We start from the raw sequence: 25,053 nt of genomic DNA on the forward strand, positions 1-25,053 counted from the left end.
TTAACTAAAACCAAAATCTTTGGACCCAGACGCTTATTTATGCCAGTTGGCAGATGTTTTTAACGGTATATCCGTACAGACTCCTTCTATTTCGGCCATTGTAGCCATTGTGTTGGCAGGTTTGCTTTTGCTCGTTTCCGGCTTTGCATCAGCTTCCGAAATAGCCTTTTTTTCTCTTTCTCCGTCAGACTTAAATGTAATAGCGGAGAGAAAGCATCCTTCGGATGAGAAAATCGGTAATTTGCTGGATAACAGTGAACGTTTGTTGGCGACGATTCTGATTACAAACAACTTCGTGAATGTAACCATAATCATGCTCTGTAACTTCTTTTTTATGAATGTGTTCCAATTTCATTCTCCCATTGCAGAGTTCCTCATTCTGACAGTAGTCCTTACGTTTTTGCTGTTGCTTTTCGGTGAAATCATGCCTAAGATATATTCGGCTCAGAAAACGCTGGTTTTCTGCCGTTTTGCTGCTCCCGGCATCACGTTTTGCCGTTCCGTATTCTATCCGATGGCATCTATGCTGGTACGTTCCACTTCTTTCCTGAACAAGCATGTGGTCCGCAAGAACCATAATATATCGGTCGATGAACTTTCACATGCACTAGAATTGACCGATAAGGCGGAACTTTCGGAGGAGAACAATATTCTGGAAGGTATCATCCGCTTTGGTGGAGAGACAGCCAAGGAGGTTATGACTTCCCGCCTCGATGTGGTGGATCTGGATATTCGTACCCCTTTCAAGGATGTGGTGAAGTGCATTGTAGAGAATGTCTACTCCCGTATTCCCATCTATGCGGATAACCGTGACAATATCAAGGGGGTGCTTTATATCAAGGATTTGCTTCCCCATCTGAACAAAGGGGATAATTTCCGCTGGCAGTCGCTTATCCGGCCCGCCTATTTTGTGCCCGAAACCAAGATGATTGATGATTTGCTGCGCGATTTTCAGGCAAACAAGATTCATATAGCCATTGTGGTCGATGAGTTCGGCGGTACGTCGGGCATTGTCACCATGGAGGACATTATTGAGGAGATTGTGGGCGAAATTCATGACGAATACGATGATGAAGAACGTACATATGCCGTACTGAATGACCACACTTGGGTATTTGAAGCCAAGACCCAGCTGACCGATTTCTATAAAATAACGAAGATAGACGAGGAAACGTTCGATGAGGTGGCAGGGGATGCCGATACGCTTGCCGGACTTCTGCTGGAGCTGAAGGGGGAATTTCCTGCTCTCCATGAAAAGGTGACCTACGGCCGTTATGAGTTTGAGGTGCTGGAGATGGACAACCGCCGTATCCTGAAAGTGAAGTTTACAGTAAATGCCTCAACTCCTCTAATCCCTAATCCTTAATCCTTGCCTCATGCCCCTCTTCTTACAACATACCGCTCTTCCCTGCCGATGGGGAATTTGGAAAACGGAGGAATCTCCGGAGGAATTGCTGGCCATGCTTCCTCATCAGGAAGTATACCGGGAAGGTATGCGGCGTTTCACCGCAGCACACCGCCGTCTGGAGTGGCTGGCTGTCCGTGTATTGCTTTACACGCTGTCGGGAGAAGAGAAAGAGATTGCCTATCATCCCAGTGGGAAACCTTATTTGGCAGATGCTTCCGCCTCTCTCAGTATTTCGCATACGAAAGGTTATGTGGCTGTTGTTTTGGGATTGCCGGGTCGGGAAGTGGGCATTGACATTGAGCAGTATGGTGAACGGGTAAGGAAGGTGGCGCATAAATTCATGCGCGAAGATGAACAGCCATCCGTGTTTCGCGGAACCGACACTTGGTCACTGTTGCTGCACTGGTCGGCCAAGGAGACCATGTTTAAATGCCTGAATGCTTCCGAGGTTGATTTTCGTGGGCACATGCGCATTCTGCCTTTTGCTGTAAATGAAAGCGGCGTATTCTCCGCCGAAGAGTATCGTACGGTGGAGAAACGCCGGTTCACTATTCATTATTATTTGTTTCCGGATTTTGTCTTGACATTGAGTCTGTAAATTTCTTACAGCCTTTCCAGTTGTACCGTAAAATGTCTCATCAACGGAGCTTCCCAAGTGATGCGAACTCCGCGGGTAATACTTTCCCGCTTGTCATATACATTTTTTAAAGCGGCTGCTACCACATCCATGTGGTTGTCGGTGTACACGCGGCGAGGGATGGCAAGCCGGAGCAAATCCAAGCCGTTGAAGCGGTTTTCGCGGGTCACCGGGTCGCGGTCTGCCAGCAGATAGCCGATTTCACAACCGCGTATGCCTGCTTCTAGATAGAGTTCGGCGGTCAGTGTCTGTGCCGGAAACTCTTCTTTGGGCACGTGTGTCAGCACTTTGGGGGCATCCACAAATATGGCATGGCCGCCTGCGGGACGTTGGTAAGGTATCCCGTACTCATCCAGTTTCATGGCTAGATAGCCCACCTGGTGAATGCGGGTTTCCAGATTGTCAAATTCAGTATTTTCATCCAGGCCGATGGCAAGGGCGTTCATGTCACGTCCGTTCATGCCGCCGTAAGTGAGGTAGCCTTCGAATTGCACGCAGAAGCCTTTGGCACCTTCATACCAGTCTTTCCGGCGGGTGGCTATGAATCCGCCCATGTTGACAATACCGTCTTTTTTGGCACTCATCGTCATGCCGTCGGCAAGGTCAAACATCTCGCGGGTAATTTCCTTTATGCTCTTGTTGCGGTAACCTTCTTCTCTCATTTTGATGAAGTAGGCATTTTCCGCAAAGCGTGCCGAGTCAAAGAGAACGGGCTTGCCGTACTTGTCGGCAATGGCGCGGACTTCGCGCAGGTTCTGCATGGAAACCGGCTGGCCGCCTGCGGTGTTGTTGGTTATGGTGACGATGACGAACGGTATCCGTTCGCTATGTTCCTGTAATGCTTTTTCCAGTTTTTTAGGGTCTACATTGCCTTTGAAGGGAATTTCCAGCTGTGTCTGTTTGGCTTCGTCTATGGTGCAGTCCAGAGCCAGTGCCCGGCGTCCCTCGATATGTCCTTTGGTGGTGTCGAAATGGGAGTTTCCCGGCACAATGTCGCCCTCGTGCACCAGGTAGGAGAAGAGTACATTTTCGGCAGCGCGTCCCTGGTGGGTGGGGATAATGTATCCAAATCCGGTGAGGCGGGTGATGACTTCCTTCAGTCTGAAGAATGAGGTGGCTCCGGCATAGCTTTCGTCGCCCAGCATCATGCCTGCCCATTGGCGGTCGCTCATGGCGCCGGTGCCCGAGTCGGTGATGAGGTCGATATAAACTTGTTCCGATTTGAGTTGGAATACGTTGTAGTGGGCTTCTTTCAGCCATTGTTCGCGTTCCTGGCGGGTACTTTTACGGATAGGTTCCACCATTTTTATTTTCCATGCTTCGGCAAATGGTAATTCCATAGACTCTGTATCTTTAATAATTTGACAATAGGTTAACGGATAAACCGATTATTTCGGTTTAATGTGCCGAATTTAGGTAAAATCTATGTAATAATCAATTTAAATATGACTTTTTGTAATGTAAATGTCCGGACGAAATCACTTCGGCCGGACATCATCAAATAAACTTGGCAGAGTTTATTACCTTCTTTACTTTCTCTGAATTAGGTTTGATGAATGAAATGATGGACGGTTTGTCCGGCTCATTAGACTCAACGCTTTTTCCTCGAAAGCAATGATAAAGTATGCATGGCAGGTCTTCTGACTTGTTTCTGTTGCAGGCGCCTTCCCGGAAGAATATTCCAGTGGCATAGAGTAATTGTCTGCAACGTTGCACGAAACTTACAGCAGCGGGACTGTCCAGGATTTACACCTGATTCCCTTTTAATCGCTTTCCCAGAAGAGGGGGAGCGAACCAATGCATGACAAAGATACGGATTCTTTTTGAGAAAACAATTCTATGAGTGATAAATTTTCTTCCCCGCTCTCTTTCTTTTTGCCGACAAATTGGCAAGGTTTTGCCATCCTCTTGGCAAGACTTTGTCACCGCGTTGGCAAAACTTTGCCATAGGCATGGCAAAAGTTTGCCAAAAACATGGCAATAGGTTGGCAAAATTACTCTCTGATTGATAGTGACTTAAGGCGATTTAAGCAATCCGTCATGTCGGTAAGGTGAAAAGATACCAATACAAGCCACACTTGCCACAAGAACCTTCTCCAGAGGTATGCAAAGCATTTTGTTTGGTGTGGTAAAACGGGCTGTTATCTCTCTTTTGCCAGTGTGAATACAAACTCCAGCCCTCCGCCTTGGTTGTTTTTGGCAGAGATGGTGCCTCCGTGAATAAGGACTGCATTCTTCACTATGGCGAGCCCCAAGCCGGTGCCGCCCAACTTGCGCGAGCGTCCTTTGTCTACACGGTAGAAGCGTTCGAACAAACGGTTCAGATGTTCGGGAGAAACGCCGATGCCGGTATCGGCAAAACTGAAATAGTAGTAATTCTCGTCTTCGCGGAAACAACTGATGTTGATGTGTATGTTGGTGCCGGCATAAGCGATGGCGTTGTCCATGAGATTGCGGAAGATGGAGTAGAGTAGAGAGTAGTTGCCCCGCAACTGTATCTTCGATTTTAGGGAATTGACAACGGTGATTTGCTTCTGTTCCAGTTCCAGGGACACTTCGTTGACGATGTTTGAAACCAGCATGCTGATGTCCACCTTTTCCATATCGATCATGTTGGCGGCTTCGTCCATGCGGGTCAGTACGGATATGTCGCGCAGCAGGCGGCTCAGGCGGTTGCTTTGCGCGTAGCAGCGTTCCATGAAGATTTGCATCTTTTCGGGCGCGATGTTCTCGTTGTTCACGATGGTTTCCAGATAGCCTTGTATGCTGCTTACGGGGGTTTTCAGCTCATGGGCGATGTTTTGGGTCAATTGCCGTTTTAGCTGTATCTGCTCCTCTTCCTGGGTGATGTCGTTGATGGAAATCTCAAAGCTGAGGTCTTGGAAGATGATGCACTCCACGATGAAGATGCGTCCGTTCTTGTTGATGTGAACGGACATTCTTCGTTCTTCGTTATAGGAAGGGCGTTTCTGTGCCTTGTTGATGAAATCTGTTATCTTCTGGAATTCGCAGATGGAGAATATTTCTTCGGTAGTCTGCAGGTTGGAGTCTGAAATCAGATTGCCGTATTGGGTGAACAGATTGTTTACCAGTATCTCCTTTTTGTCTCTGTTGAATACGCCCAGTCCTTCGCGGGAGGTCTGCAAATGGGTGATGAGTTTTTCGCGCTCAATGTAAAGCGCCTCTTTGGTTTCGCGCAGGCGCTTATATATTTGTATGATGTGCTGCGAAATCTCTCCAAGTTCATTGTGCGGGAAGGCGGTTTGTATGTCCATGTCTATGGGTTCGTTCTTGTCGGCTCTTTTGGCAAACTCACGCAGGTGGTTGATGGCACTGCCAAGTTTGGAGGTGAATTTATAAAAGATGAATATCAGCAGCAGTGATACAATGACCGTGAACCAGATGTAATGTGGGTCGGCAGCCAGATTGTTCATCAGGTTGACGTTGTAGGGGAGAGCTGAGCGGATGATGCAGTCTTTGTAGACGGTGGCAGAATAGAAATAGGTTCTGCCGGTGGTTTCGGAGATGCGCCGCAGGTCGTAGCCTTTGCCGGCTTTCAGTGCCTTCTGCACTTCGGGGCGCTTGATGTGGTTGTCCAGTTCATGGCTGCCGTTCTGGGAACTGTCGAACAATACGTTACCTTGAAGGTCTACCACGGTGACGCGCAGTTCCTTGTTTACATGCTTGGAGATATAGCTGTCCAGCATGGAAGTCCATAGGCTGTCGGGGAGATAACGAAGTTCCTGGTGTAGTCTGTCATTATAGTCTTGCAGCTGCGTGTCCAGTAGCTCCACTTTATATTCCTTTTCCCGCTGATACTGGTAGGCGATGAAGCATGCGGCGAATATGAGGAACAGTGAAATGACCGAAAGGAAAAGCTTCCGGCTGAAGGACAGAAAGTGTCTGTCGTTATTCGGCTTCGAAACAATATCCATATCCCAAGCGTGTTACGATGCATTTGCCATAAACTCCGATTTTCTTGCGTAGGCGTGTGATGTTTACGTCGATGGTACGGTCCAGCACATATACTTCATCACTCCAGATGCGGTTCAGTATATCCTCGCGCGAGAATACGCGTCCTTTATTCTGCAAAAGCAGCAATAAGATTTCAAACTCTTTTTTGGTGAGCGGTGCCTCTTCACCGTCAATGCAGACTTTCTTCTTGATGACGTTCAGCACCAGCGTCTTGTAGACAATCTGTTCCGGTGCATGCTCTGTCTCTCCTTGCTGGGTGCGTCTCAGTACGGCTTTGACACGTGCCGCTACTTCGCGCAGCGAGAAGGGTTTGGATATATAGTCGTCCGCTCCCAGGTTGAAGCCAGTCACGGTGTCATTTTCCGTATCTTTGGCGGTAATGAAGATGATGGGTATCTGGGCCGTCTTCTTGTCCTTCTTCAGCATACTTGCCATTTTGAAGCCGGAAATTTCTCCCATCATCACGTCCAGCAGTAGTAGGTTGTAGCTGCCAATGTCCATTCTCAGAGCTTCTTCGGCAGAGTTCGCCGTGTCCACTTCGTAGCCTTCGTTTTCGAGGTTGAACTTCAGAATTTCACATAAGTCTTCTTCATCGTCCACTACTAAAATCCGGTAATTGTTCATTGCTTTGTTGTTTATGTATGACAGGAATAAAACAATTTTCTTGTCACAAAGTTAAACTTTATTTCTTTTTATCGGCAAAAATAGTGCAAACCGAATGCAGAATTTTCATGTTTACATGAAAAGTTGTGCCGAGATGCAGGCCATTTCTGCTTTCTGGGTACAAAAGTGAGGCTAATTTGTTACGGAATGATGAAACAAGTGTTACATTTGGGTTACATTAAATTCCCGTTTATCTAAAAGCCCCGTCACATTAAAATATTATCTTTGCTTCGTAAATACTGAATTGTATGAAAGAACTTATGTATATCAGGAGTTTCTCTAAGAGACATTTGTCGGTTATTATGGGAACTCTACTTTTAGTGATAATCGGCTCTGTCTGGCTGAATACGGCTCCTTTCCGCTCGGGATTTGAGATTACGGATGAACTGGGCGGTAATATATTCCCTTCCAGTATCCTTTCGGTGGCTACTACCGATGCTCAGGTCATAGTGCCGGTAGACTCCATGTATGTAGGTAATCCGAAGTCCTGCATCGCTGTCCGTGTCCGTTCGAGGAATGCTTATAGCCGGGTGCGGGTAGAGGTTGCAGAGACTCCGTTCTTTTCCCGTTCCGTGTCGGAGTTTGTGCTGGCAAAACCGCGTACGGAGTATATTATCTATCCTGATATCATATGGAATTACGAGGCTCTGAAGAATAACAACCAAGCGGAACCCATCAGTGTGGCCGTTATGGTAGAGATGAACGGCAAGGATTTGGGGCAGAGGGTGCGTACTTTTTCCGTTCGCAGCATTAATGAATGTCTGTTGGGGTATGTCACGAATGGTACAAAGTTCCATGATACCGGCATCTTTTTTGCAGCTTATGTGAATGAGGAGAATCCTATGATTGACAAGCTGTTGCGTGAAGCGCTGGATACGCGTATCGTCAACCGGTTTTTGGGTTATCAGGGAGGTGCCGAAGTGGTGGACAAGCAGGTTTATGCCTTGTGGAATGTGTTGCAAAAGCGCAAGTTCCGTTATAGTTCGGTGTCCAATACGAGCCTTTCCAGCAACGTGGTTTTTTCACAGCGTGTGCGCACGTTCGATGATGCTTTGGAGTCCTCGCAAATCAACTGTGTGGATGGGAGTGTCCTTTTTGCTTCTTTACTCCGTGCCATAAATATAGAACCTATATTGGTACGCACTCCAGGACATATGTTTGTAGGATACTACACAGATTCTAGTCATAAAGACATGAATTTCCTTGAAACGACCATGATTGGTGATGTGAATTTGGATGATTTCTTTCCGGACGAACAGTTGGATTCGACAATGGTGGGAAAGTCGCAGAACCAGATGTCGCGCATTACCTTTGATAAGTCCAAGGAGTATGCCAATAAGAAGTATACCCAAAATAAAGAAGGTATTCATTCCGGTAAACTGAACTATATGTTTCTGGAAATATCCAAAGAGGTGAGGAGGAGAATACAACCGATAGGGAAATGAGGCGTAGAGTAGAATACAAACAGCTGATTCTCACGAACCGGCTGTTCCAATCATCGTCTATGAATGAAGACCGTTAAGAGTCTTCGATGTGCCTTAAGTTCTTCTTCTTCTTCGATGTCCCACCATACCGGTACAGAGGCCATATGTCATCAAACATTGCCTTGGGATTTGAAGCTTCCAGATTCTTAGCGTTGAAATTTACCTCATGCTAACGATGGGCCATGCGACGCCACCAATAGTGCTCGCTCGTTTTTGATGCACCGGGGAACTTTTGGATTATGTCTGTCACAGTACTGGTACCTTTTACCAGCACACTGGCACCGATGATTGGTTCGCCCGCTGCATCTAAAACTTTACCTGTGATTTTCTTGGCTTGCTGAGTACTTTGGGAACTAAGTTTTATACTTAATATTACTATCTCTCACTAGTAAATTACCTTTCTTGCTAATTATAAATTGTTGAAAATAAGAATGATAAATATGTACACAACCTTTTTACATATAACTTGCACATAATAAAGCTTATGTCGAATGGCTATTTTCCAAAACATTGTTTCAAGCTACTCTTTCAAATGAATACTGACCAACAGCAACTTTCGCTATTTACAATTTATATATATTAGCATTATGCTAAAAAGAAAAATGTTAATATAACTTACAAGTAAAACTTGCTGCTATTAATAGTCTAACACTATTTTTTGATGAACTTATGAATCATTTTACCTTTTTTTGCTTTTGAAATCTTTATTCATGTTGGTATTTCCACATAATCAAGTTTTTTTTAGTGAAAATAATTACACATATACTTTAATGTGTAAATCAAATATCTTATAATATTAGTATATATTATTAATTCGTACACTATATTCTTTATTTTAATATTGTTAAGTTGTATTATTTGTAAATATAGCATCAATATGATTTAAAGTTAATACAATTAATAAATATCAAATAAATACTTAAAACTTTGCAAAACTATAAATGCAAGCGTTTTGATATTTATTTAATAATTTTTAATTTGATTGATAGTAGAATTCCTAAATTAATTCATATGTTTGCAAATAAATCCAAATAATAGAGCTTATGAAAAGAAATTATTGCTTATCATTAGTGTTGCTTGCATTGTTTGGGACAGCTATGCCTTTTGCAGCCAACGCAGCTGTTGAAAGTGTACTTAGTTCCCAAAGTACTCAGCAAGCCAAGAAAATCACAGGTAAAGTTTTAGATGCAGCGGGCGAACCAATCATCGGTGCCAGCGTGCTGGTAAAAGGTTCTGGTACCGGTGCGGTGACGGACGTTGACGGAAAATTCTCTGTAGAAGCGCCGGCGGGTAGCACATTGGAGATATCCTTTATTGGATATAAAACTGCTATGCTTAAAGTGACAAATGCTTCTTCGTATTCAGTGACTTTGCAAGATGATTCGCAAACATTGGATGAAGTGGTAGTGACAGCTATGGGTATTAAGAAAGACCGGAAATCTTTGGGATATGCCATTGATGATGTAGATGCGGAAGAGCTTATGAAAAATAAAAGTGTGAATCCGATTAACTCTTTGGCTGGTAAAATTGCTGGTGTTAATATTACGCAAGGAGGTGGTGCTGCCGGTGCCGGTTCTCAAATCATTCTTCGTGGTGGGACTTCGCTTGAACGTGACAATCAACCAGTATTTGTTGTTGATGGTGTAATCTATGATAACTCTACTACAGTAGTTGGTAACTCTGCTTTTGATGGTAGTTTATCGACAGCTTCTACCAATTCTAATCGTGTAATGGATATAAACCCTGAGGATATTGAAAACATGTCAGTTCTTAAAGGTCCGGCTGCTGCTGCTCTTTACGGTTCACGTGCTGCTGCAGGTGTTGTAATTATTACAACCAAAAAAGGAAAGGAGGGAGCCGTTGAGGTGAATTTCTCCACTAAGTATATCACGCAATGGGCTACTTCTCTTCCTAAAACACAACGGAAATATGGAAGAGGGTTTGCTGAAGATCAGTACACCGATGGAAAATATACTGGAACGACTTATAATGATTTTAGTTATAATTCATGGGGAGCACCTATTGACAATGAGGCAGCAACCTATGATAATATAGATGACTTTTTTCAACAAGGTGGTGCATGGGATACCAATATAAGCGTGGCTGGTGGTTCTAAAAATAGTAATTTTTATCTTTCAGGCTCTTATTATAATCAAGATGGTATAATTCCTAATACTGGTTATGAGAAAGCAACGTTCCGTTTTAATGGTGAACAAAAGTGGAGAATGCTCACATTCGGTGCAAATGTAGCATATTCTCAAGCAAACACTGATAAAACATTGACCTCTGCTGGGTTATATGGTTCAAGTGGTTCTGGTACCATGACGGGGGTATACCGTTGGTCTCCTACTGATGATATGAAACACTACTTGAATGAAGACGGTACTCGCTATCGTATGTTTGGAGATCGTCTTGATGTTGTTGATGAACGCGATAATCCATACTGGATTCTTAATAAGAATAAGTTGAAAGATAATACTGAGCGTTTCACGGGTAATTTTAGTATCAAGGCTGATATTGCAGATTGGTGGTGGATTAGTTATCGTATGGGCATTGACTCTTACACTACAGATGATTCAAAGACTCTTGCTGCTGGTGGAGTATATAAATTGGCATGGCAAAAAGGTATGTATAGCGAAAATTCTTATCGGTATAAATATCTTTCTACGAATTTAATGATGAATTTCAATAAACAGTTTGGAGACTTTAACTTTAACTTGATGCTTGGTACATCTACTGACGATACTCGGACTTGGATTAACTATAGAATGGCTTGGAACTTTGAAATTCCTGATTTTTACGCATTTGACAATGCAACGAATGATAACCGTGATTTTTCAAGTTCACGTTCTCAAAAACGCCTTATTGGTACATTTGGTGAATTCCGTGCTGATTGGAAGAATACAGTGTTTTTGACAGTATCAGGACGTAACGATTGGTCTTCTACATTGCCAATTGAGAATCGTTCTTATTTTTATCCTTCGGTAAGTGGCAGTATTGTGTTTACAGAATTTCTTCCTAAAATAGATTGGTTATCATTCGGCAAAGTACGTGCGAGCTGGGCGCGTGTAGGCAAAGATACGAGTCCGTATTCGTTGGAAACAGCATTGTGGCCCAGTCAGTCATTCCTTGGTGGCCTTACTGGGGTAAGTAATTATTGGACTGCTGGTAATGCTGCATTAAAACCCGAGATTACGGAATCTACTGAATTGGGTATTGAATTGCGCTTTTTTAATAATCGTCTGAAGTTGGATTACGCCTACTATACCAATAATTCGTATAATCAGATTATGTCACCTCGTCTGTCAAATGCAACTGGTTATATTCTCCGTTCTGTTAATGCAGGTGACGTTTATAATAAAGGCATGGAGTTAAGTATTGGCGGTACACCTATTCAAACTAAGGATTGGACATGGGAATCAACTATTAATGTCAGTGGTAATCGTGGTACAGTGAAAAATCTGCTTGAAGGTGTAGAAATTCTTTATGTGACTGATGTACAAGTTGGTAATGCTAAAGCGGCTTCTTTCCCTAATGGTAATTTTATGGCAATTTCCGGTAGTGAATGGAAACGTGATGACCAAGGTCGAGTTGTATTAGACAAGAATGGGCTTCCGACTAAAGGAACTAATGCCAATCTTGAAATAGGTAATCGTGAACCTACATTCTCTGGTGGATGGAATAATACTATTACTTATAAAGGGGTGTCATTGAATATGTTGTGGGATTTTCGTGTAGGTGGGCATGTTTATAATGGAACGGAATATGCTATGACGCTTGCGGGTGTGAGTGAGTTCTCTGCCAACCGGGAAAAAATAGAGGTTTCAGGTGTAAATACAAATGGTGAATTTGTAACGAATACTTTCGAAGCTAATAAAACATATACTTATAATGGTAAAGAAACCAGCTGTAAAACAATTATAGCTAATTATTATCAGGATATTTATCCTAATGAAACAGCAAACTTCATGACAAAGGTGAATGCACTTCGTCTTCGTACTATTTCACTCTCATATAATTTGCCAAAAACGTTACTTGCCAAAACAAAAGTTATAAAACGTGCCTCAATTACGGCAACGGCTAATAATCTTCTTCTTTTCACTAATTATAACGGTGATCCGGAAGTTGCAGCAGCTGGATCGGGTGCAGTAGGCTCATCCTCAGTAGGTATTGATTATTGTGGAGTTCCTGCGACAGCAAGTTTTGCTTTTGGTGTTAATCTGACTTTCTAAATATTGTTTAACTGTATGAAAATTGAATAATATGAAACTATACAAGAAAATAATTCTCGGAGTTGCAGCTTGTGTCGCGCTCTCCGCATGTGATGACTGGTTGGATGTCAACACCAATCCAAATACTCCTATATCTACTGATGCTGAGTTCCATCAGCGTTTACCTTGGATGCAATTTTATATGGAACATATTTACCATATTGTAGCCTCGAATACTAGTTTTTATTGTGGTCATTTCTATCGTAACAATGCACGCGAAGGAGGGGCGGCTAAATGGCAACTTGATTCTTCAACTCGTGCTGCTAATGCGCAACAGTGGTTTTTTACTCAGGTAGGTGTGAATTGTAATGATTTATATAATCAGGCAATGGAGGCTGGTGCTTATCACTATGCAGGTGCAGCCAAATTTTTTCGTGCTTATGGTTTTATGATGCTTACTGATTTATTTGGAGAAATCCCTTATAATGATGCATTTGGAGAAAATCCTTCTCCTGTTTATGATAATGGTAAAACAATATTCCTTGGTTGTATAACTGATATTGATGAAGCTATTGAGTTGTTTTCTAGACAACAAGAGGCAATAAATAATGTTACACCAGTGGATTTGGTAGAAGGCGATTCTTGGAATGGTGGTGATGCAGATAAATGGCTGAAAATGTGTTATCTTCTTAAAGCACGCTGGCTGAATCATTTAGTCAAGAAAGAGGCTGGAAATTATAAAGATGGCAAATATGATGCTCCGGAAATTCTGAATTGTTTAGCTAAAGCTCAACAAAGTAATGCTGATAATACTGTTATAAAACATACGGATACTAATACACCTTCTCATGATGTATTGGGCTGGAATGAGCCGATAGATTATTCTGCTCTCTATTCTTGTATTGGTATGAATAGTAATATTTATATAACTAAATGCTATTATGATAATTTGACTAACTTTGATGGAAAGGGAATAGAAGATCCACGTGCTGATAAGTTTATCCCTTGGACTCGTTCTATGAAAGGTCCTGCAACCCCTATTGATATAAAATGGTCAGAGGACGGTTTGTGGCGTCGTTCTATGGGGGTTGATATGCAAACTGATATTTTAAGTCAATCAGGTCCATATGCTTTGTCATTTGATGTAACTACCCAGAGTTGGTATTGTGATAGCCCAACTCGTAAAGGAGATACTATTTATGTGTGGACAACTTGTGGTGGTACGGGATACGCAGGCGGTGTAGATATCCTTTATCGTCGTAATAAATCTTATGACACTTCTGCGCTGAGCGGAGTGTTTTATGCCCGTCCAACAAGTCCATCCCTTATGGCATCGTATTCCGAAGCTTGTTTTATCAAAGCAGAGACGCTTTTCCGTCAAGGCGATAAATCGGGAGCATTTATTGCCTATAAAGAAGGTGTTAAAGCAAGTATTGATTTTGTTAATGATCAGATTGGCGTGTGGACTTCAGAGGATGGAAAATTGGAGTCTTGCCCCTCGTTTACTCATATTGAACAAACTGATATTGATAATTTCTTGAATAATGCACTAGGAAATTCTTCAGATATTACTCTCGGTAAAATTTTGACTCAGAAGATGTTGGCAATGCCATATTCTAATGAGAATTGGAATGATATGCGTCGTTGTGATTATGATACGAATATATTCATGAATTGGGATAAATCGTATTATTATAGGAATACTCCAGCAGGATTTACTTACTGCCCGGAAGATAAGTCGCCTCGTCGTTGGAAGCAAGCTTCTTATGAGCTGACATATAATACCACTAATCTAGCAGCCATTGGTGCCCAAGTTCCAGGAGCTGCTGAGCTTGGTGAAGGATGGTATAATAATAATCTTATTTGTACATTGCCTGTGTGGTGGGATTCAAATCAGGAATAAAAAGAAAGTTCAATTACGGTTGGCATTATCGGGATGGCAAACCTATTCAGCCATCTATTTATAGAATGTTGATTTAATATTCTTAAAATCTTAGGATTGTATGTATTCCATTGATTATCTTTGCATCCGAATTAGAAATTTAATGGATTTCATTTTGACTTTAGTTTAATTGAATAAAGATATTGAAGGCTCTAATGGTCTTCATTCATAGATGATGATTGGAACAGCCGGTTCGTGAGAATCGGCTGTTTTTTGTTTCGTTTGTTTGCATATCAACGGCGGTAGTGTTACTTTTGCTCTAAAAGCGAAGATAGGCTGCACCTCAGCATAAAAAATGAACAAGTTCATTTTATTTTGCATTCGGTTTACACTATCTTTGCGAAAAATAGCTAAGATGGTATGAACTGTCTTTGCAAAGATTAGTCTATATATGGAACAAAGCAAGAAATTTATCTCTCCGGGAGCATGGTTTTCCATGACTTACCCGGCAGACTGGAATGAATTCGAAGATGGGGAAGGTTCTTTCCTTTTCTATAATCCCAATGAGTGGACCGGTAATTTTCGCATTTCGGCTTTCAAAGGGAATGCTACATATGGCAAGGACTCCGTGAAGCAAGAGTTGCGGGAAAACTCCGCTGCCACTCCGGTCAGGATAGGCCGGATGGAATGTGCATATAGTAAGGAGATGTTCGAGGAAGAAGGTGCGTACTATACTTCTCATTTATGGATAACGGGTGCGGATGAAGTTGCCTTTGAATGTTCGTTTACGGTGAAGAAGGGAGAGTCGGTTGCAGAAGCGGAGAAGATTATCGCTTCGCTGGAAACGCGTAAGGATGGGATGAAGTATCCGGCGGAGATAATTCCGGTGCGGCTTTCGGAAATCTATCAGATTAACGAAGCATACGAGTGGGTGGATACTACTGTAAAGGAGTTACTGAAGAAGGATTTTCAAGGAGCGGAGGAAGACATTGCCAAGATGCAGCAGATGATGGAAGAAAGCAACATCAGCCCTAAAAAGAAAGATGCGTGGCTGGCTTTTGGCATTGTGCTTTGTGTTATTTTCGCCAATGAAGTGGATGGTATGGAATGGCGTACCTTGGTGGATGGAAACCGGGAAGCGCCCATATTGCTGAATACGTCTACCGGTGAATGGATAGACCCCATGAAGCTGGTTTGGAGCAAAGTAAAGGCAGGAGGTAAAGTGAATCTGCCGGAGGTATACAGCTCCTTGTTCTAAGGTCCGGTCATCTTGGTACTGTGAGTTTCAACTTTCAATTTTCATTTATCAACTATTAAAGCATTGGCAGCAGTAAATTCAATTCTTCAGGTGGAAAACCTGACCAAGTCGTTCGGTGACTTGGTACTATTCGAAAATATCTCTTTGGGCTTGTCCGAGGGACAGCGTGTCGGACTGATAGCCAAGAACGGCAGTGGCAAGACAACGTTGCTCAATATCCTTTCTGGCAAGGAAGGGTATGACAGTGGCACCATTTCCTTCCGTCGTGACTTGCGTGTGGGTTATCTGGAACAAGACCCGCAGTACCCAGAAGAGCTGACCGTGCTCGAAGCGTGCTTTCATCATGGCAACAGTACTGTCGAGTTAATCAAGGAGTATGAACGTTGCATGGAGACGGAGGGGCATCCCGGTTTGGACGAAATTCTGGTGCGTATGGACCATGAAAAGGCTTGGGAGTACGAACAGAAGGCAAAGCAGATTCTATCCCAACTCAAGATACGTGATTTCAGTCAGCACGTAAAATACCTGTCCGGTGGGCAGTTGAAGCGTGTGGCACTTGCCAATACTCTTATCACTGAACCCGATTTGTTGATATTGGACGAGCCTACCAACCACCTCGACCTCGATATGACGGAGTGGTTGGAGGAATATCTCCGCCGGAACAACCTCAGCTTGCTGATGGTGACGCATGACCGTTATTTCCTCGACCGTGTATGTTCCGAAATCGTAGAGATAGACAACCGGCAGATTTATCAGTATAAAGGCAATTACAGCTATTATCTGGAGAAGCGCCAAGAGCGTATCGAGGCAAAGACTGTGGAGATAGAGCGTGCCAACAACCTCTACCGCACAGAGTTGGAATGGATGCGCCGCATGCCGCAAGCCCGCGGACACAAGGCGCGTTATCGGGAGGATGCCTTTTACGAGTTGGAGAAGGTGGCTAAGCAGCGTTTCAACAACGACAACGTCAAACTGGATGTCAAGGCTTCTTACATAGGCAGCAAGATATTCGAAGCAGACCATCTGTACAAATCCTTTGGTGACTTGAAGATTCTGGATGATTTCTCCTACATCTTCTCCCGTTACGAAAAAATGGGTATCGTTGGGAACAATGGTACGGGCAAGTCGACCTTCATCAAGATACTGATGGGGTTGGAGCAGGCAGACAGCGGCACGCTGGATATTGGCGAGACAGTCCGTTTCGGTTACTACTCGCAGGACGGCTTGCAGTTTGACGAACAGATGAAAGTGATTGATGTAGTGCAGGACATTGCCGAAGTCATAGAACTGGGTAACGGCAAGAAGCTGACGGCATCGCAATTCTTGCAACATTTCCTATTTACTCCCGAGACACAGCACAGCTATGTCTACAAGTTGAGTGGGGGAGAACGCCGCCGCCTCTATCTGTGTACGGTCCTGATGCGCAATCCCAACTTTCTGGTGCTGGATGAGCCGACCAATGACCTTGATATTGTGACACTGAATGTGCTGGAGGAGTATTTGCAGAACTTCAAAGGGTGTGTGATGGTGGTGAGCCACGACCGCTATTTCATGGATAAAGTGGTAGACCATCTGTTGGTGTTCAACGGACAAGGAGACATCCGGGACTTCCCTGGCAACTATACACAATACCGCGACTGGAAAGATGCGAAAGCTCATCAGGAGAAGGAGAAAGAGAAGGAAGTTACCAAGGCTCAGGAGGATAAGACGGCGAAGGTGCGTCTGAACGATAAGCGTCGTATGTCTTTCAAGGAAAAGCGCGAGTTTGAGCAATTGGAACAGGAGATAGCCGATCTGGAAACTGAAAAGAAAGTGATTGAAGAAGCTCTGTGCAGCGGCACCTTGTCTGTGGACGAACTGACGGAGAAGTCGAAGCGTTTGCCGGAACTGTCGGACTTGATTGACGAAAAGACATTGCGCTGGCTGGAGTTGAGCGAGATAGAATCGAACTGAAGTCCGGAATTAAAAATTAAGAATTGAAATTATAGAATTAGGAAAGTGGGAAATCTGACGAACTATCATAGCCATAGCCTTTTTTGTGACGGACGTGCCGGCATGGAGGACTTTGTGCGTTTTGCATTGAGTGAAGGTTTTACATCTTATGGCTTTTCATCGCATGCTCCATTGCCTTTTTCTACGGCATGGACTATGGAGTGGGACAGGATGGACGATTATCTGTCTGAATTCCACCGTCTGAAGGAGAAGTATGCCGGACGTATCGAACTGTATATCGGTCTGGAGATTGATTATCTGAATGAAGCGAGCAATCCGTCCATCGCCCGTTTCAGGGAGTTGCCGTTGGACTACCGTATCGGTTCTGTACATCTTCTCTACAATGACAAAGGGGAAGTGGTGGATGTAGATGTATCTGCGGATACCTTTAAGACCATTGTAGACGGACATTTTTGCGGTGATTTGGAGCATGTGGTCCGTCTCTATTACGGCCGGTTGACGAGGATGCTCGAGCTGGGAGGTTTCGATATTGTGGGCCATGCCGATAAGATGCACTACAATGCAGCATGCTATCGCCCGGGATTGCTGGACGAGCCTTGGTATGATGAGCTGGTTAGGGCGTATTTCGCAGATATTGCCCGTCGCGGCTATCAGGTAGAGGTCAATACCAAAGCCTATCATGACTTGGGCACTTTCTATCCCAATGAGCGGTATTTCTCCTACCTGCATGATTTGGGTGTACGTGTGCAGGTAAACAGTGATTCACACTATCCGGAACGGATAAGCAACGGACGTCCCGAAGCTTTGCGTGCCTTGAGGAAAGCTGGATATGAATCGGTGATGGAACTACACGGAGGAGAATGGAAAGAGATGCCTATCGTGTTTTGAGTGAATAGGATACAAAAACTCCTGACTTGCCTTTTTGTAAAGGTAGTCAGGAGTTTTTCTTTCTATTATGAACTATTCTGTTTTCAGTAAAAAGTCATCAATCGCCTTTTTGTAGGTAGCCTTATCGGCTGCTCCGCGGAAGAGCTGAGGCTCTCCATTCATAGGGATGAATACAAAAAGGGGGATGCTTGTTGCATTGAACAACGCTGCCAATTCTTTTTCTTTATCCACATTGACTTTGTAGACAACGATTTTATCGGCATACTCTTTGGCCAGTTCCTTCATAATGGGAGCCACCATGCGGCAAGGTCCGCACCAGTCGGCATATAAGTCTATGATGGCAGGCTTGCTTCCCTTGTATTTCCAGTCCTGGGATTTCTCATAGTCGAACACATTCTTGATAAACATGGCTTTGTTCATGACGACAACCTCTCCGCTTGTTTGAGCGTAGGCCAGCATGCTGGAAAACACAAGGACAACTATTGTTATAATCTTCTTCATTTCTTCTTGTTAAGAGTTTTGTTCTATAACGGCTTTCAAATCCTTACCGCTGATGACACCCGAGTGGCGCCATACGGCTTCGCCTTTCTTAAATACGATAAATGTCGGTACTGCTTGTATACGGTAGCGGGCAGCAAGCTCTTCGTGCTGGTCTACATCTATTTTGGCGATACGGGCAGCATCTCCTATTTCGTTTTTGAGTTCTTCCAGTACCGGATGCATGGCCTTGCACGGGCCACACCAGGTTGCAAAGAAATCAACTAAAATGGGCTTTTCTGATTGTATCAATTCTTCAAACTTTTCCATAATTTTTTCCTTTCTGTTTTTATTTATTTGTAATGATAACAAAATAGGAGGAGGATTTGTTCGCTAAATCATTATTTAATCGTCATCTCTTCAATGAGATGCGAAGCTCCCGCGTATTTGTCGATGATGAACAAGGTGTAGCGGATGTCTACACATGCTGCTCGTTGGGAGGACGGACGGAAGGCAATGTCGCCAGTCAGACCTTCGTAATTGCGGTCAAAGCCGGTACCTATCAGTTCTCCTTTGGCATTGAACACGGGGCTGCCGGAGTTTCCACCGGTATTGTCTGTGTTGACAATGAAGCAGATGGGCATTTCGCCGTTCGGCATGGCATAACGTCCGAAATCCTTTGCCTGGTACAGCTGTTTCAGTTTGGCGGGGACTACAAACTCCCAATTGTCGGGGTCTTCCTTCTCCATGGCTCCTTTCAGAGTGGTGTAGTAATCATATTTCACACCGTCTGCCGGAGCGTAGGGGAGTACTTGACCGTAGGTCAGGCGCAAGGTGGAGTTGGCATCCGGATAGATGGGCTGACCATTGGCAAGTTTCATGTCCATCATGCCCTTTACCCATACCTTGTGGGCGGCATTGTAGTTTTTATTGGCATCCATCATGGCAATGGAGGTCTGAAGCAGGCCGTCCGTGATGGAATATTTCAGCAAGACCATCCAGTCTGTATTAATCTTGTAGAGGCTGGGCTTGCGGATGAACTTGGCAAAGTTCTCCTTGTTGCCGAAGATGGAATGTTCGAAGCAGGCGTCGATGAAAGCGTCGCTGTTGCCCTTGAAACGCTTGTCTATGATTTGGAAAATACCGATGCGTTGTTCGGCAGGGATATACTTCATGTAGGTTTTTAGCATTTCCTTGCCAACGATACGTTCCACTTCGGGGAAGGGGACAGAGGCGAAGTAGCGGTCGGCTGCCTTCTGAAGGCTGTCTTTAGCTGCTGCAATCTGTTTCTTGTCCTTGTTCTTCAAGGCAGACACCAGTCTTGCGGTACTGGGGATACGCATGAAATCGAGTCCCGTCACCAGTGCTTCCTGAATGGCTTGCTGGTGGTAGAGGGCTGGACGGCGTTGCTTTACGATGGCGCGTATCTGGTCGAATGCCTGCTGATAGCTATTGTCGTTCAGCGAGCGTCCGCGTGCCAGGAGTGCCTCTTGCTGTGCACGTTTGGTGTCCAATACTTTCAGACGGACGAGGCCTTCGTTCATACCGATGGCATTTTTCCAGTAGTTGGCAGAAGATGCATACTTGCTGGCATAGTGGATGCGTACGGCATCGTCTTGCAGCATCTGCTTCATCAGAGCTTTCTGGCGTACGTCACGCACGTGGTGGCGCATGAAGTTGGTGGTTTGCATGCGTTCCTCTACTTCGTCGGAAATCATGTAGCGCCAGTTGCGTCCGGGGAAGCCCATGACGAAGGTAAAGTCGCCCTCGCGATAGCCGTCGAGGCTGATGGTGAGGTGTTTCTTCACTTTCAGGGGGACGTTGTCTTTGCTGTAAGCGGCGGGTTTCCCGTCTTTGTCGGCATAGATGCGGAAGATGGAGAAATCTCCCGTGTGGCGGGGCCACATCCAGTTGTCGGTGTCTGCACCGAACTTGCCGATGGAGGAGGGGGGAGCGCCTACCATGCGGATGTCGCTATAAGTGGTTTTTACGAATAGATAGTATCTGTTGCCACCGTAGAAGGCTTTCAGTTCCAGTTTGCGGCCGGGTGTCAGGGTGATGCCTTCGGACTTGGCGAAGCGGTCGGCTACTGTTTTCAGGTATTTGGGAGACAGATAATTGGTGCCGTTCGGGTCGTCGTCGGTTTTCAGTTGTTCGTTTACGTAGTCTGTCACGTCCAGTATCCGGTCGACGTAGGTGACGGTGAGTCCCTTGCAGGGAAGCTCCTCTTCGCGGGACATGGCCCAGAAACCGTCGGTCAGGTAGTCATGTTCCACCGAGCTATGTTGCTGTATGGCGCTATAGCCGCAGTGGTGGTTGGTCAGTACCAGGCCTTCGGCAGAGATGACTTCGCCGGTACAGCCGCCGCCAAAATGTACCACGGCATCCTTCAGGGCAATGCCGTCGGGATTGTAGATTTGGTTGGCGGGGATGAGCAGGCCGAGTTCCGTCATGGCTACTTCGTTCTGCTTTTGTAGGTCGGTGAGCATCCACATACCTTCGTCGGCGTGTGCGGCAAGGACAGAAGATGTAATGAATAATGATAATAGGATTCTTTTCATGGTGATGTGCGTTAGAAGAGCATCTGAGAGGGGGGCTATTCAGTATACGACTGAATAGGGTTAAGTATGCGACTGAATGGCATTCAGTCGTATAGTGAATGCCATTCAGTATGGGAGGTAATCTCTCAGAGGCTTTTATTTATTCTACGATGTGCATTTCGTTTATCAAATGTCCGCAGTTGCCCAGCTTGTCGAGGATGAAGAGCACGTAGCGGATGTCCAGTGCAATGCAACGCTGCAGGTCATTGTTGAAGTTGATGTCACCGCTCAGAGACTCCCAGTTGCCGTCGAAAGCAGTACCGATGAGCTGTCCTTCGCCATTGATGACGGGGCTGCCGGAGTTGCCGCCGGTGATGTCGTTCGTCGTGAGGAAGCAAACCGGCATGGTGCCGTCTGCCATGGCGTAGCGTCCGAAGTCTTTCTTCTGAATCAGTTCTTTCAGCTTGGCGGGTACTACGAATTCACGGTCTTCGGGATTCTCTTTTTCAAGGATACCGTCGGTAGTGGTATAGTAGTCGTAGTGTACAGCATCGCGCGGGCTGTATGATTTTACATTACCATAGGTCAGACGCATGGTGAAGTTGGCATCCGGATAGGAGGGGACGGGCTGTTTCATTTCACCCAAGCCACGGATGTAGGCCTTGTGGAGCAGTTCCATTCCGCTTTCCAGTTCCATGTATTGCTTTCCGAGTTCCTGCAGCTTTTCGTTCTTGGAGCGCGAGTAAGCCGTAGCAGGGTCTTTCTCAATGGCTTTCACGGTGGGCTTTGCCAGGAATTTATCCAGGTTCTTGCGGTTGGAGAGGATGGAGTTGTCGTAAATGTTGTCTACGTATGCGTCGTAGTCGCCCTTGAACTCTCCGTTGATGGTTTGGTAGAAGGAGGGCAGCTCGTTGGCGTTCAGTGCCTTGGCAAGGGCGGGCAGGATGGCTTTGGCTACGGCGCGGTCCACTTCGTGGTCGTAGTCTTTATTGTGGATGCCATCGTAGGCATTTTCCAACTGCTTCTTCGAAGCTTGCAGCAATGAGTCGTTCTTCTCTTCGAGCGCTTTCTTTATGTTATCCATAATAAGGTAGGTACTGCCGAATTCGATAGCACCGCGCAATGCTTCGTTGGTATAGTAGAGCTGGCGCAGCGTGGGGGTGCTTTTCTCGATGATGGCATCAATTTTCTCTACCACACCCTCGTATTCGGGTTTTCCTTGGGCAAAGGCGGCATACTTTTTCTCGATTTCGGCTTTGGCGCTCAACACGTCATTGTCGATGATTGCCTTGTTCATACCAATGGAGTTTTTCCAGTAGTTACTGCTTCCGGCAAACTTGCTGGCATACTGGATGCGGGTCTTGTCACTGGCATCCATATACTTGCGCAGCACTTCGAGGCGTACGCCGCGCATGTCAATCATTGCCTGGTTCACGGCGTTCATGCGTTGCTTCACTTCGCTCTGGGTGAGGTAACGTTCTGTGCTGCCGGGAAAGCCCATAATCATGGCGTAGTCACCCTCGTTCAGGCCTTTGATGGAGATGGGCAAGAACTTCGGCGTTTTCAGGGGTACATTGCTTTCACTGTATTCTGCAGGCTCTCCGTTGGCATCGGCATAGATGCGGAACATGGAGAAGTCGCCCGTGTGGCGCGGCCACATCCAGTTGTCGGTTTCACCGCCAAACTTACCTACCGAGGAGGGAGGAGCGGCAACCATACGCACGTCGCTGTATACCTTATAATAGAACATATAGAATTTGTTTCCTGCATAGAAGGGGAGTGCGCGCACTTCAATGCCCGGTTTACCCTTCAAATCGCTCTTTTCCAGTTCTTCCTTTGCCAGTTTGCTGAGGAACGGGGAAGTCAGTGCATCGATTTCCGTCACTTCGCCTGCCTTTATTTTAGCGTTGACAAGGTCGGTGATGTCTACAATGCGGTGCACGAAACGGAATTTCAATCCCGGGGTGGGCAGTTCTTCACTACGGTTCATGGCCCAGAAACCATCTGTCAGATAATCGTGTTCCACGCTGCTGTGCTGCTGTATGGCACCGTATCCGCAATGGTGATTGGTCAGAATCAGTCCTTCCGGAGAGATGATTTCGCCGGTACAGCCGCCGCCAAAGATACCTACGGCATCTTTCAGTGATACGCCGTTGGGATTGTAGAGGTCGTCAGCCTCCAGCTTCAGTCCTTGTTTCTTCATCATGTCGATGGAGTTCTGCTGTTTCATCAGTTGCAGTAACCACATTCCTTCGTCTGCACGCGCAGAGCAGACTGTCAGTGCGGCAATGGCCGCAAGCAAACCTTTCTTAAATGTAATCTTCATATAATCAATTATTAAGTAATGTCTTTGAATTTCATTGTTATCGCTTGTGGGCTTATGGCTTGATGGCATTGTTTCTTATTGCTTCCATAATGTTTGCAGGCGGACGCTGGTTCATCAGTTCGTTCTTCATAAAGTCCATGTATGGGGCTGCGTGACTGAAGAACTTATGATATCCTGCACAAAGGTAATTCAGTCCCGGCTCCCCGTCGGCTGTACATACAAAACGGTTCTTTGGGCATTCGCCGTTGCAGGCAAACAGCCATTCACACTCCCTGCATTGGGTGGGGAGCGATTGTTGCTTCATCAGTCCGAAGGCTTGTTGCCGTTCGCCGTACATCATCTCCACCAGTGTATTCTGATGGATGTTGCCCAGTTTATATTCGGGGAAAACAAAATGGTCGCAGGTATATACGTCTCCGTTGAACTCCATAACACCTGCATGGCCGCACGTCTTTGCCATGGAACATACACCCGGCTGTTCGCCTATCCAGTTGGCAAGGGTAGAGTCGAACAGCTGTATGTAGTAAGTCCCCACGTCCTGCTTTACCCATTCGTCGAACAAGGCGCATAGGAAGTCTCCCCATTGTTCCGGCGTGACGGAGAAGTCTGCCAGCTGCGTGCTCTTTTCTTTGTCTGCCAGGGAGGCAAGATGGCGTCCGTCCCCATGAGGGGCAATGCGCTCCACGATGGGGGCAAACTGGATGTAATGGCATCCTATCTCCTTGAAAAAATTATAGAAGTCCAGCGGATAGTCGGCGTTGTAGTCATTGACCACTGCCATTCCGTTCCATTCCACACCGTGCTTTTTCAGCAGGTTGATGCCCTGCATCACCTTGACAAAAGAGGGCTTGCCCTGCTTGTTCTTCCGGTATTCGTCATGGAACTCTTGCGGTCCGTCTATGGAGACGCCCACCAACCAGTTGTTTTCTTTGAAAAACCGGCACCATTCATCGGTGAGCAACGTGCCGTTGGTCTGTATGCAGTTGTCGATGGTGCGTCCGTTGGCATATTTCCTTTGCAGCTCCATGGCCCGTTTGTAGAAAGACAGCGGACGCATCAGTGTCTCTCCGCCATGCCAGGTGAACAGAACCTGGGGCATGGTCTGTGAGTTGATGTACTCCTCGATAAACTTTTCCAGAAGTTCATCACTCATTACATGCTTGGGGTTGTCTCTATATAGTTTGGATTTCTCCAGATAATAGCAATAATCGCATGCCAGATTGCATACCGCACCTACCGGTTTCAGCATTACATAGAGCGGTTTGGCAAAAGGTGCATAGGTTGACATGTATATTTTCTCTATTTTTATCATTTATAATTGTGCAAAAATACGTAAACCGAATGAAAAATC

At 45.3% G+C, this 25,053-nt stretch carries 16 protein-coding genes and 1 riboswitch; of the genes, 8 read left to right on the forward strand and 8 right to left on the reverse strand.

What is annotated here, in order from left to right; genetic code table 11:
* Positions 1-19 precede the first annotated feature (19 nt).
* The gene (gene gldE / locus EYA81_RS14945) at positions 20-1,366 is read left to right on the forward strand and encodes a gliding motility-associated protein GldE (RefSeq protein WP_131225971.1); all 1,347 of its coding nucleotides are present in this window, start codon (positions 20-22) and stop codon (positions 1,364-1,366) included.
* 10 nt (positions 1,367-1,376) lie between these two features.
* On the forward strand, positions 1,377-2,006 hold the full coding sequence (locus tag EYA81_RS14950) for a 4'-phosphopantetheinyl transferase superfamily protein (protein WP_117962593.1): 630 nt from the start codon (positions 1,377-1,379) through the stop codon (positions 2,004-2,006).
* 5 nt (positions 2,007-2,011) lie between these two features.
* Here the strand turns inward: EYA81_RS14950 and EYA81_RS14955 are convergent, their stop codons facing one another.
* The 3 genes from EYA81_RS14955 to EYA81_RS14965 form a co-directional block, all read right to left on the reverse strand.
* A complete protein-coding gene (locus EYA81_RS14955) occupies positions 2,012-3,385 on the reverse strand; it encodes a tryptophanase (RefSeq protein ID WP_117962595.1) in 1,374 nt (457 codons plus the stop codon).
* 272 nt (positions 3,386-3,657) lie between these two features.
* A riboswitch (cobalamin riboswitch) is annotated at positions 3,658-3,859 on the reverse strand.
* Between the two features lie 327 nt (positions 3,860-4,186).
* A complete protein-coding gene (locus tag EYA81_RS14960; RefSeq protein WP_117965482.1) occupies positions 4,187-5,980 on the reverse strand; it encodes an ATP-binding protein in 1,794 nt (597 codons plus the stop codon).
* On the reverse strand, positions 5,955-6,644 hold the full coding sequence (locus EYA81_RS14965; protein WP_005826729.1) for a response regulator transcription factor: 690 nt from the start codon (positions 6,642-6,644) through the stop codon (positions 5,955-5,957). Before EYA81_RS14965 ends, EYA81_RS14960 begins: the two co-directional genes overlap by 26 nt.
* Positions 6,645-6,931: 287 nt before the next feature.
* Between EYA81_RS14965 and EYA81_RS14970 the strand changes: the two genes are divergently transcribed.
* The 6 genes from EYA81_RS14970 (at position 6,932) to EYA81_RS14995 (ending at position 18,359) form a co-directional block, all read left to right on the forward strand.
* Positions 6,932-8,128 (forward strand): hypothetical protein, encoded by a 1,197-nt coding sequence (locus tag EYA81_RS14970; protein ID WP_131225972.1) that lies wholly within the window; start codon positions 6,932-6,934, stop codon positions 8,126-8,128.
* Between the two features lie 1,082 nt (positions 8,129-9,210).
* Positions 9,211-12,399 (forward strand): SusC/RagA family TonB-linked outer membrane protein, encoded by a 3,189-nt coding sequence (locus EYA81_RS14975; RefSeq protein WP_131225977.1) that lies wholly within the window; start codon positions 9,211-9,213, stop codon positions 12,397-12,399.
* Between the two features lie 31 nt (positions 12,400-12,430).
* Entirely contained in the window at positions 12,431-14,281 is a 1,851-nt protein-coding gene (locus tag EYA81_RS14980) for a SusD/RagB family nutrient-binding outer membrane lipoprotein (RefSeq protein WP_119962029.1), read from the forward strand.
* Positions 14,282-14,711: 430 nt separating this feature from the next.
* The gene (locus EYA81_RS14985; RefSeq protein WP_117600746.1) at positions 14,712-15,518 is read left to right on the forward strand and encodes a DUF3805 domain-containing protein; all 807 of its coding nucleotides are present in this window, start codon (positions 14,712-14,714) and stop codon (positions 15,516-15,518) included.
* A 63-nt stretch (positions 15,519-15,581) separates the two neighbouring features.
* Positions 15,582-17,471: an ABC-F family ATP-binding cassette domain-containing protein gene (locus EYA81_RS14990; RefSeq protein WP_117600747.1), complete on the forward strand. Its 1,890-nt coding sequence runs from the start codon at positions 15,582-15,584 to the stop codon at positions 17,469-17,471.
* A gap of 45 nt (positions 17,472-17,516) precedes the next feature.
* Positions 17,517-18,359, forward strand: a complete 843-nt coding sequence (locus tag EYA81_RS14995) for a histidinol-phosphatase (RefSeq protein ID WP_117600748.1) — start codon at positions 17,517-17,519, stop codon at positions 18,357-18,359.
* Positions 18,360-18,431: 72 nt separating this feature from the next.
* On the opposite strand, the gene EYA81_RS15000 is transcribed toward EYA81_RS14995, so the two are convergent.
* The 5 genes from EYA81_RS15000 to EYA81_RS15020 all read right to left on the reverse strand — a co-directional run bounded on the left by EYA81_RS15000 (position 18,432) and on the right by EYA81_RS15020 (position 24,990).
* Positions 18,432-18,860 carry a co-chaperone YbbN gene (locus tag EYA81_RS15000; protein WP_117965476.1) on the reverse strand — a complete coding sequence of 143 codons (429 nt, stop codon included), beginning with the start codon at positions 18,858-18,860 and terminating at the stop codon, positions 18,432-18,434.
* Between the two features lie 9 nt (positions 18,861-18,869).
* Positions 18,870-19,166, reverse strand: coding sequence for a thioredoxin (gene trxA, locus EYA81_RS15005; protein ID WP_131225980.1), 297 nt, complete (start codon positions 19,164-19,166; stop codon positions 18,870-18,872).
* Between the two features lie 71 nt (positions 19,167-19,237).
* Positions 19,238-21,397 carry a S46 family peptidase gene (locus EYA81_RS15010; RefSeq protein ID WP_117965474.1) on the reverse strand — a complete coding sequence of 720 codons (2,160 nt, stop codon included), beginning with the start codon at positions 21,395-21,397 and terminating at the stop codon, positions 19,238-19,240.
* Between the two features lie 139 nt (positions 21,398-21,536).
* Positions 21,537-23,702: a S46 family peptidase gene (locus tag EYA81_RS15015; RefSeq protein ID WP_117965472.1), complete on the reverse strand. Its 2,166-nt coding sequence runs from the start codon at positions 23,700-23,702 to the stop codon at positions 21,537-21,539.
* A gap of 52 nt (positions 23,703-23,754) precedes the next feature.
* Positions 23,755-24,990, reverse strand: coding sequence for an anaerobic sulfatase-maturation protein (locus tag EYA81_RS15020; protein WP_117965517.1), 1,236 nt, complete (start codon positions 24,988-24,990; stop codon positions 23,755-23,757).
* Positions 24,991-25,053 lie beyond the last annotated feature (63 nt).

It is taken from the genome of Bacteroides sp. A1C1, from assembly GCF_004328515.1.
In the GTDB taxonomy this organism is placed as follows: domain Bacteria; phylum Bacteroidota; class Bacteroidia; order Bacteroidales; family Bacteroidaceae; genus Bacteroides; species Bacteroides uniformis.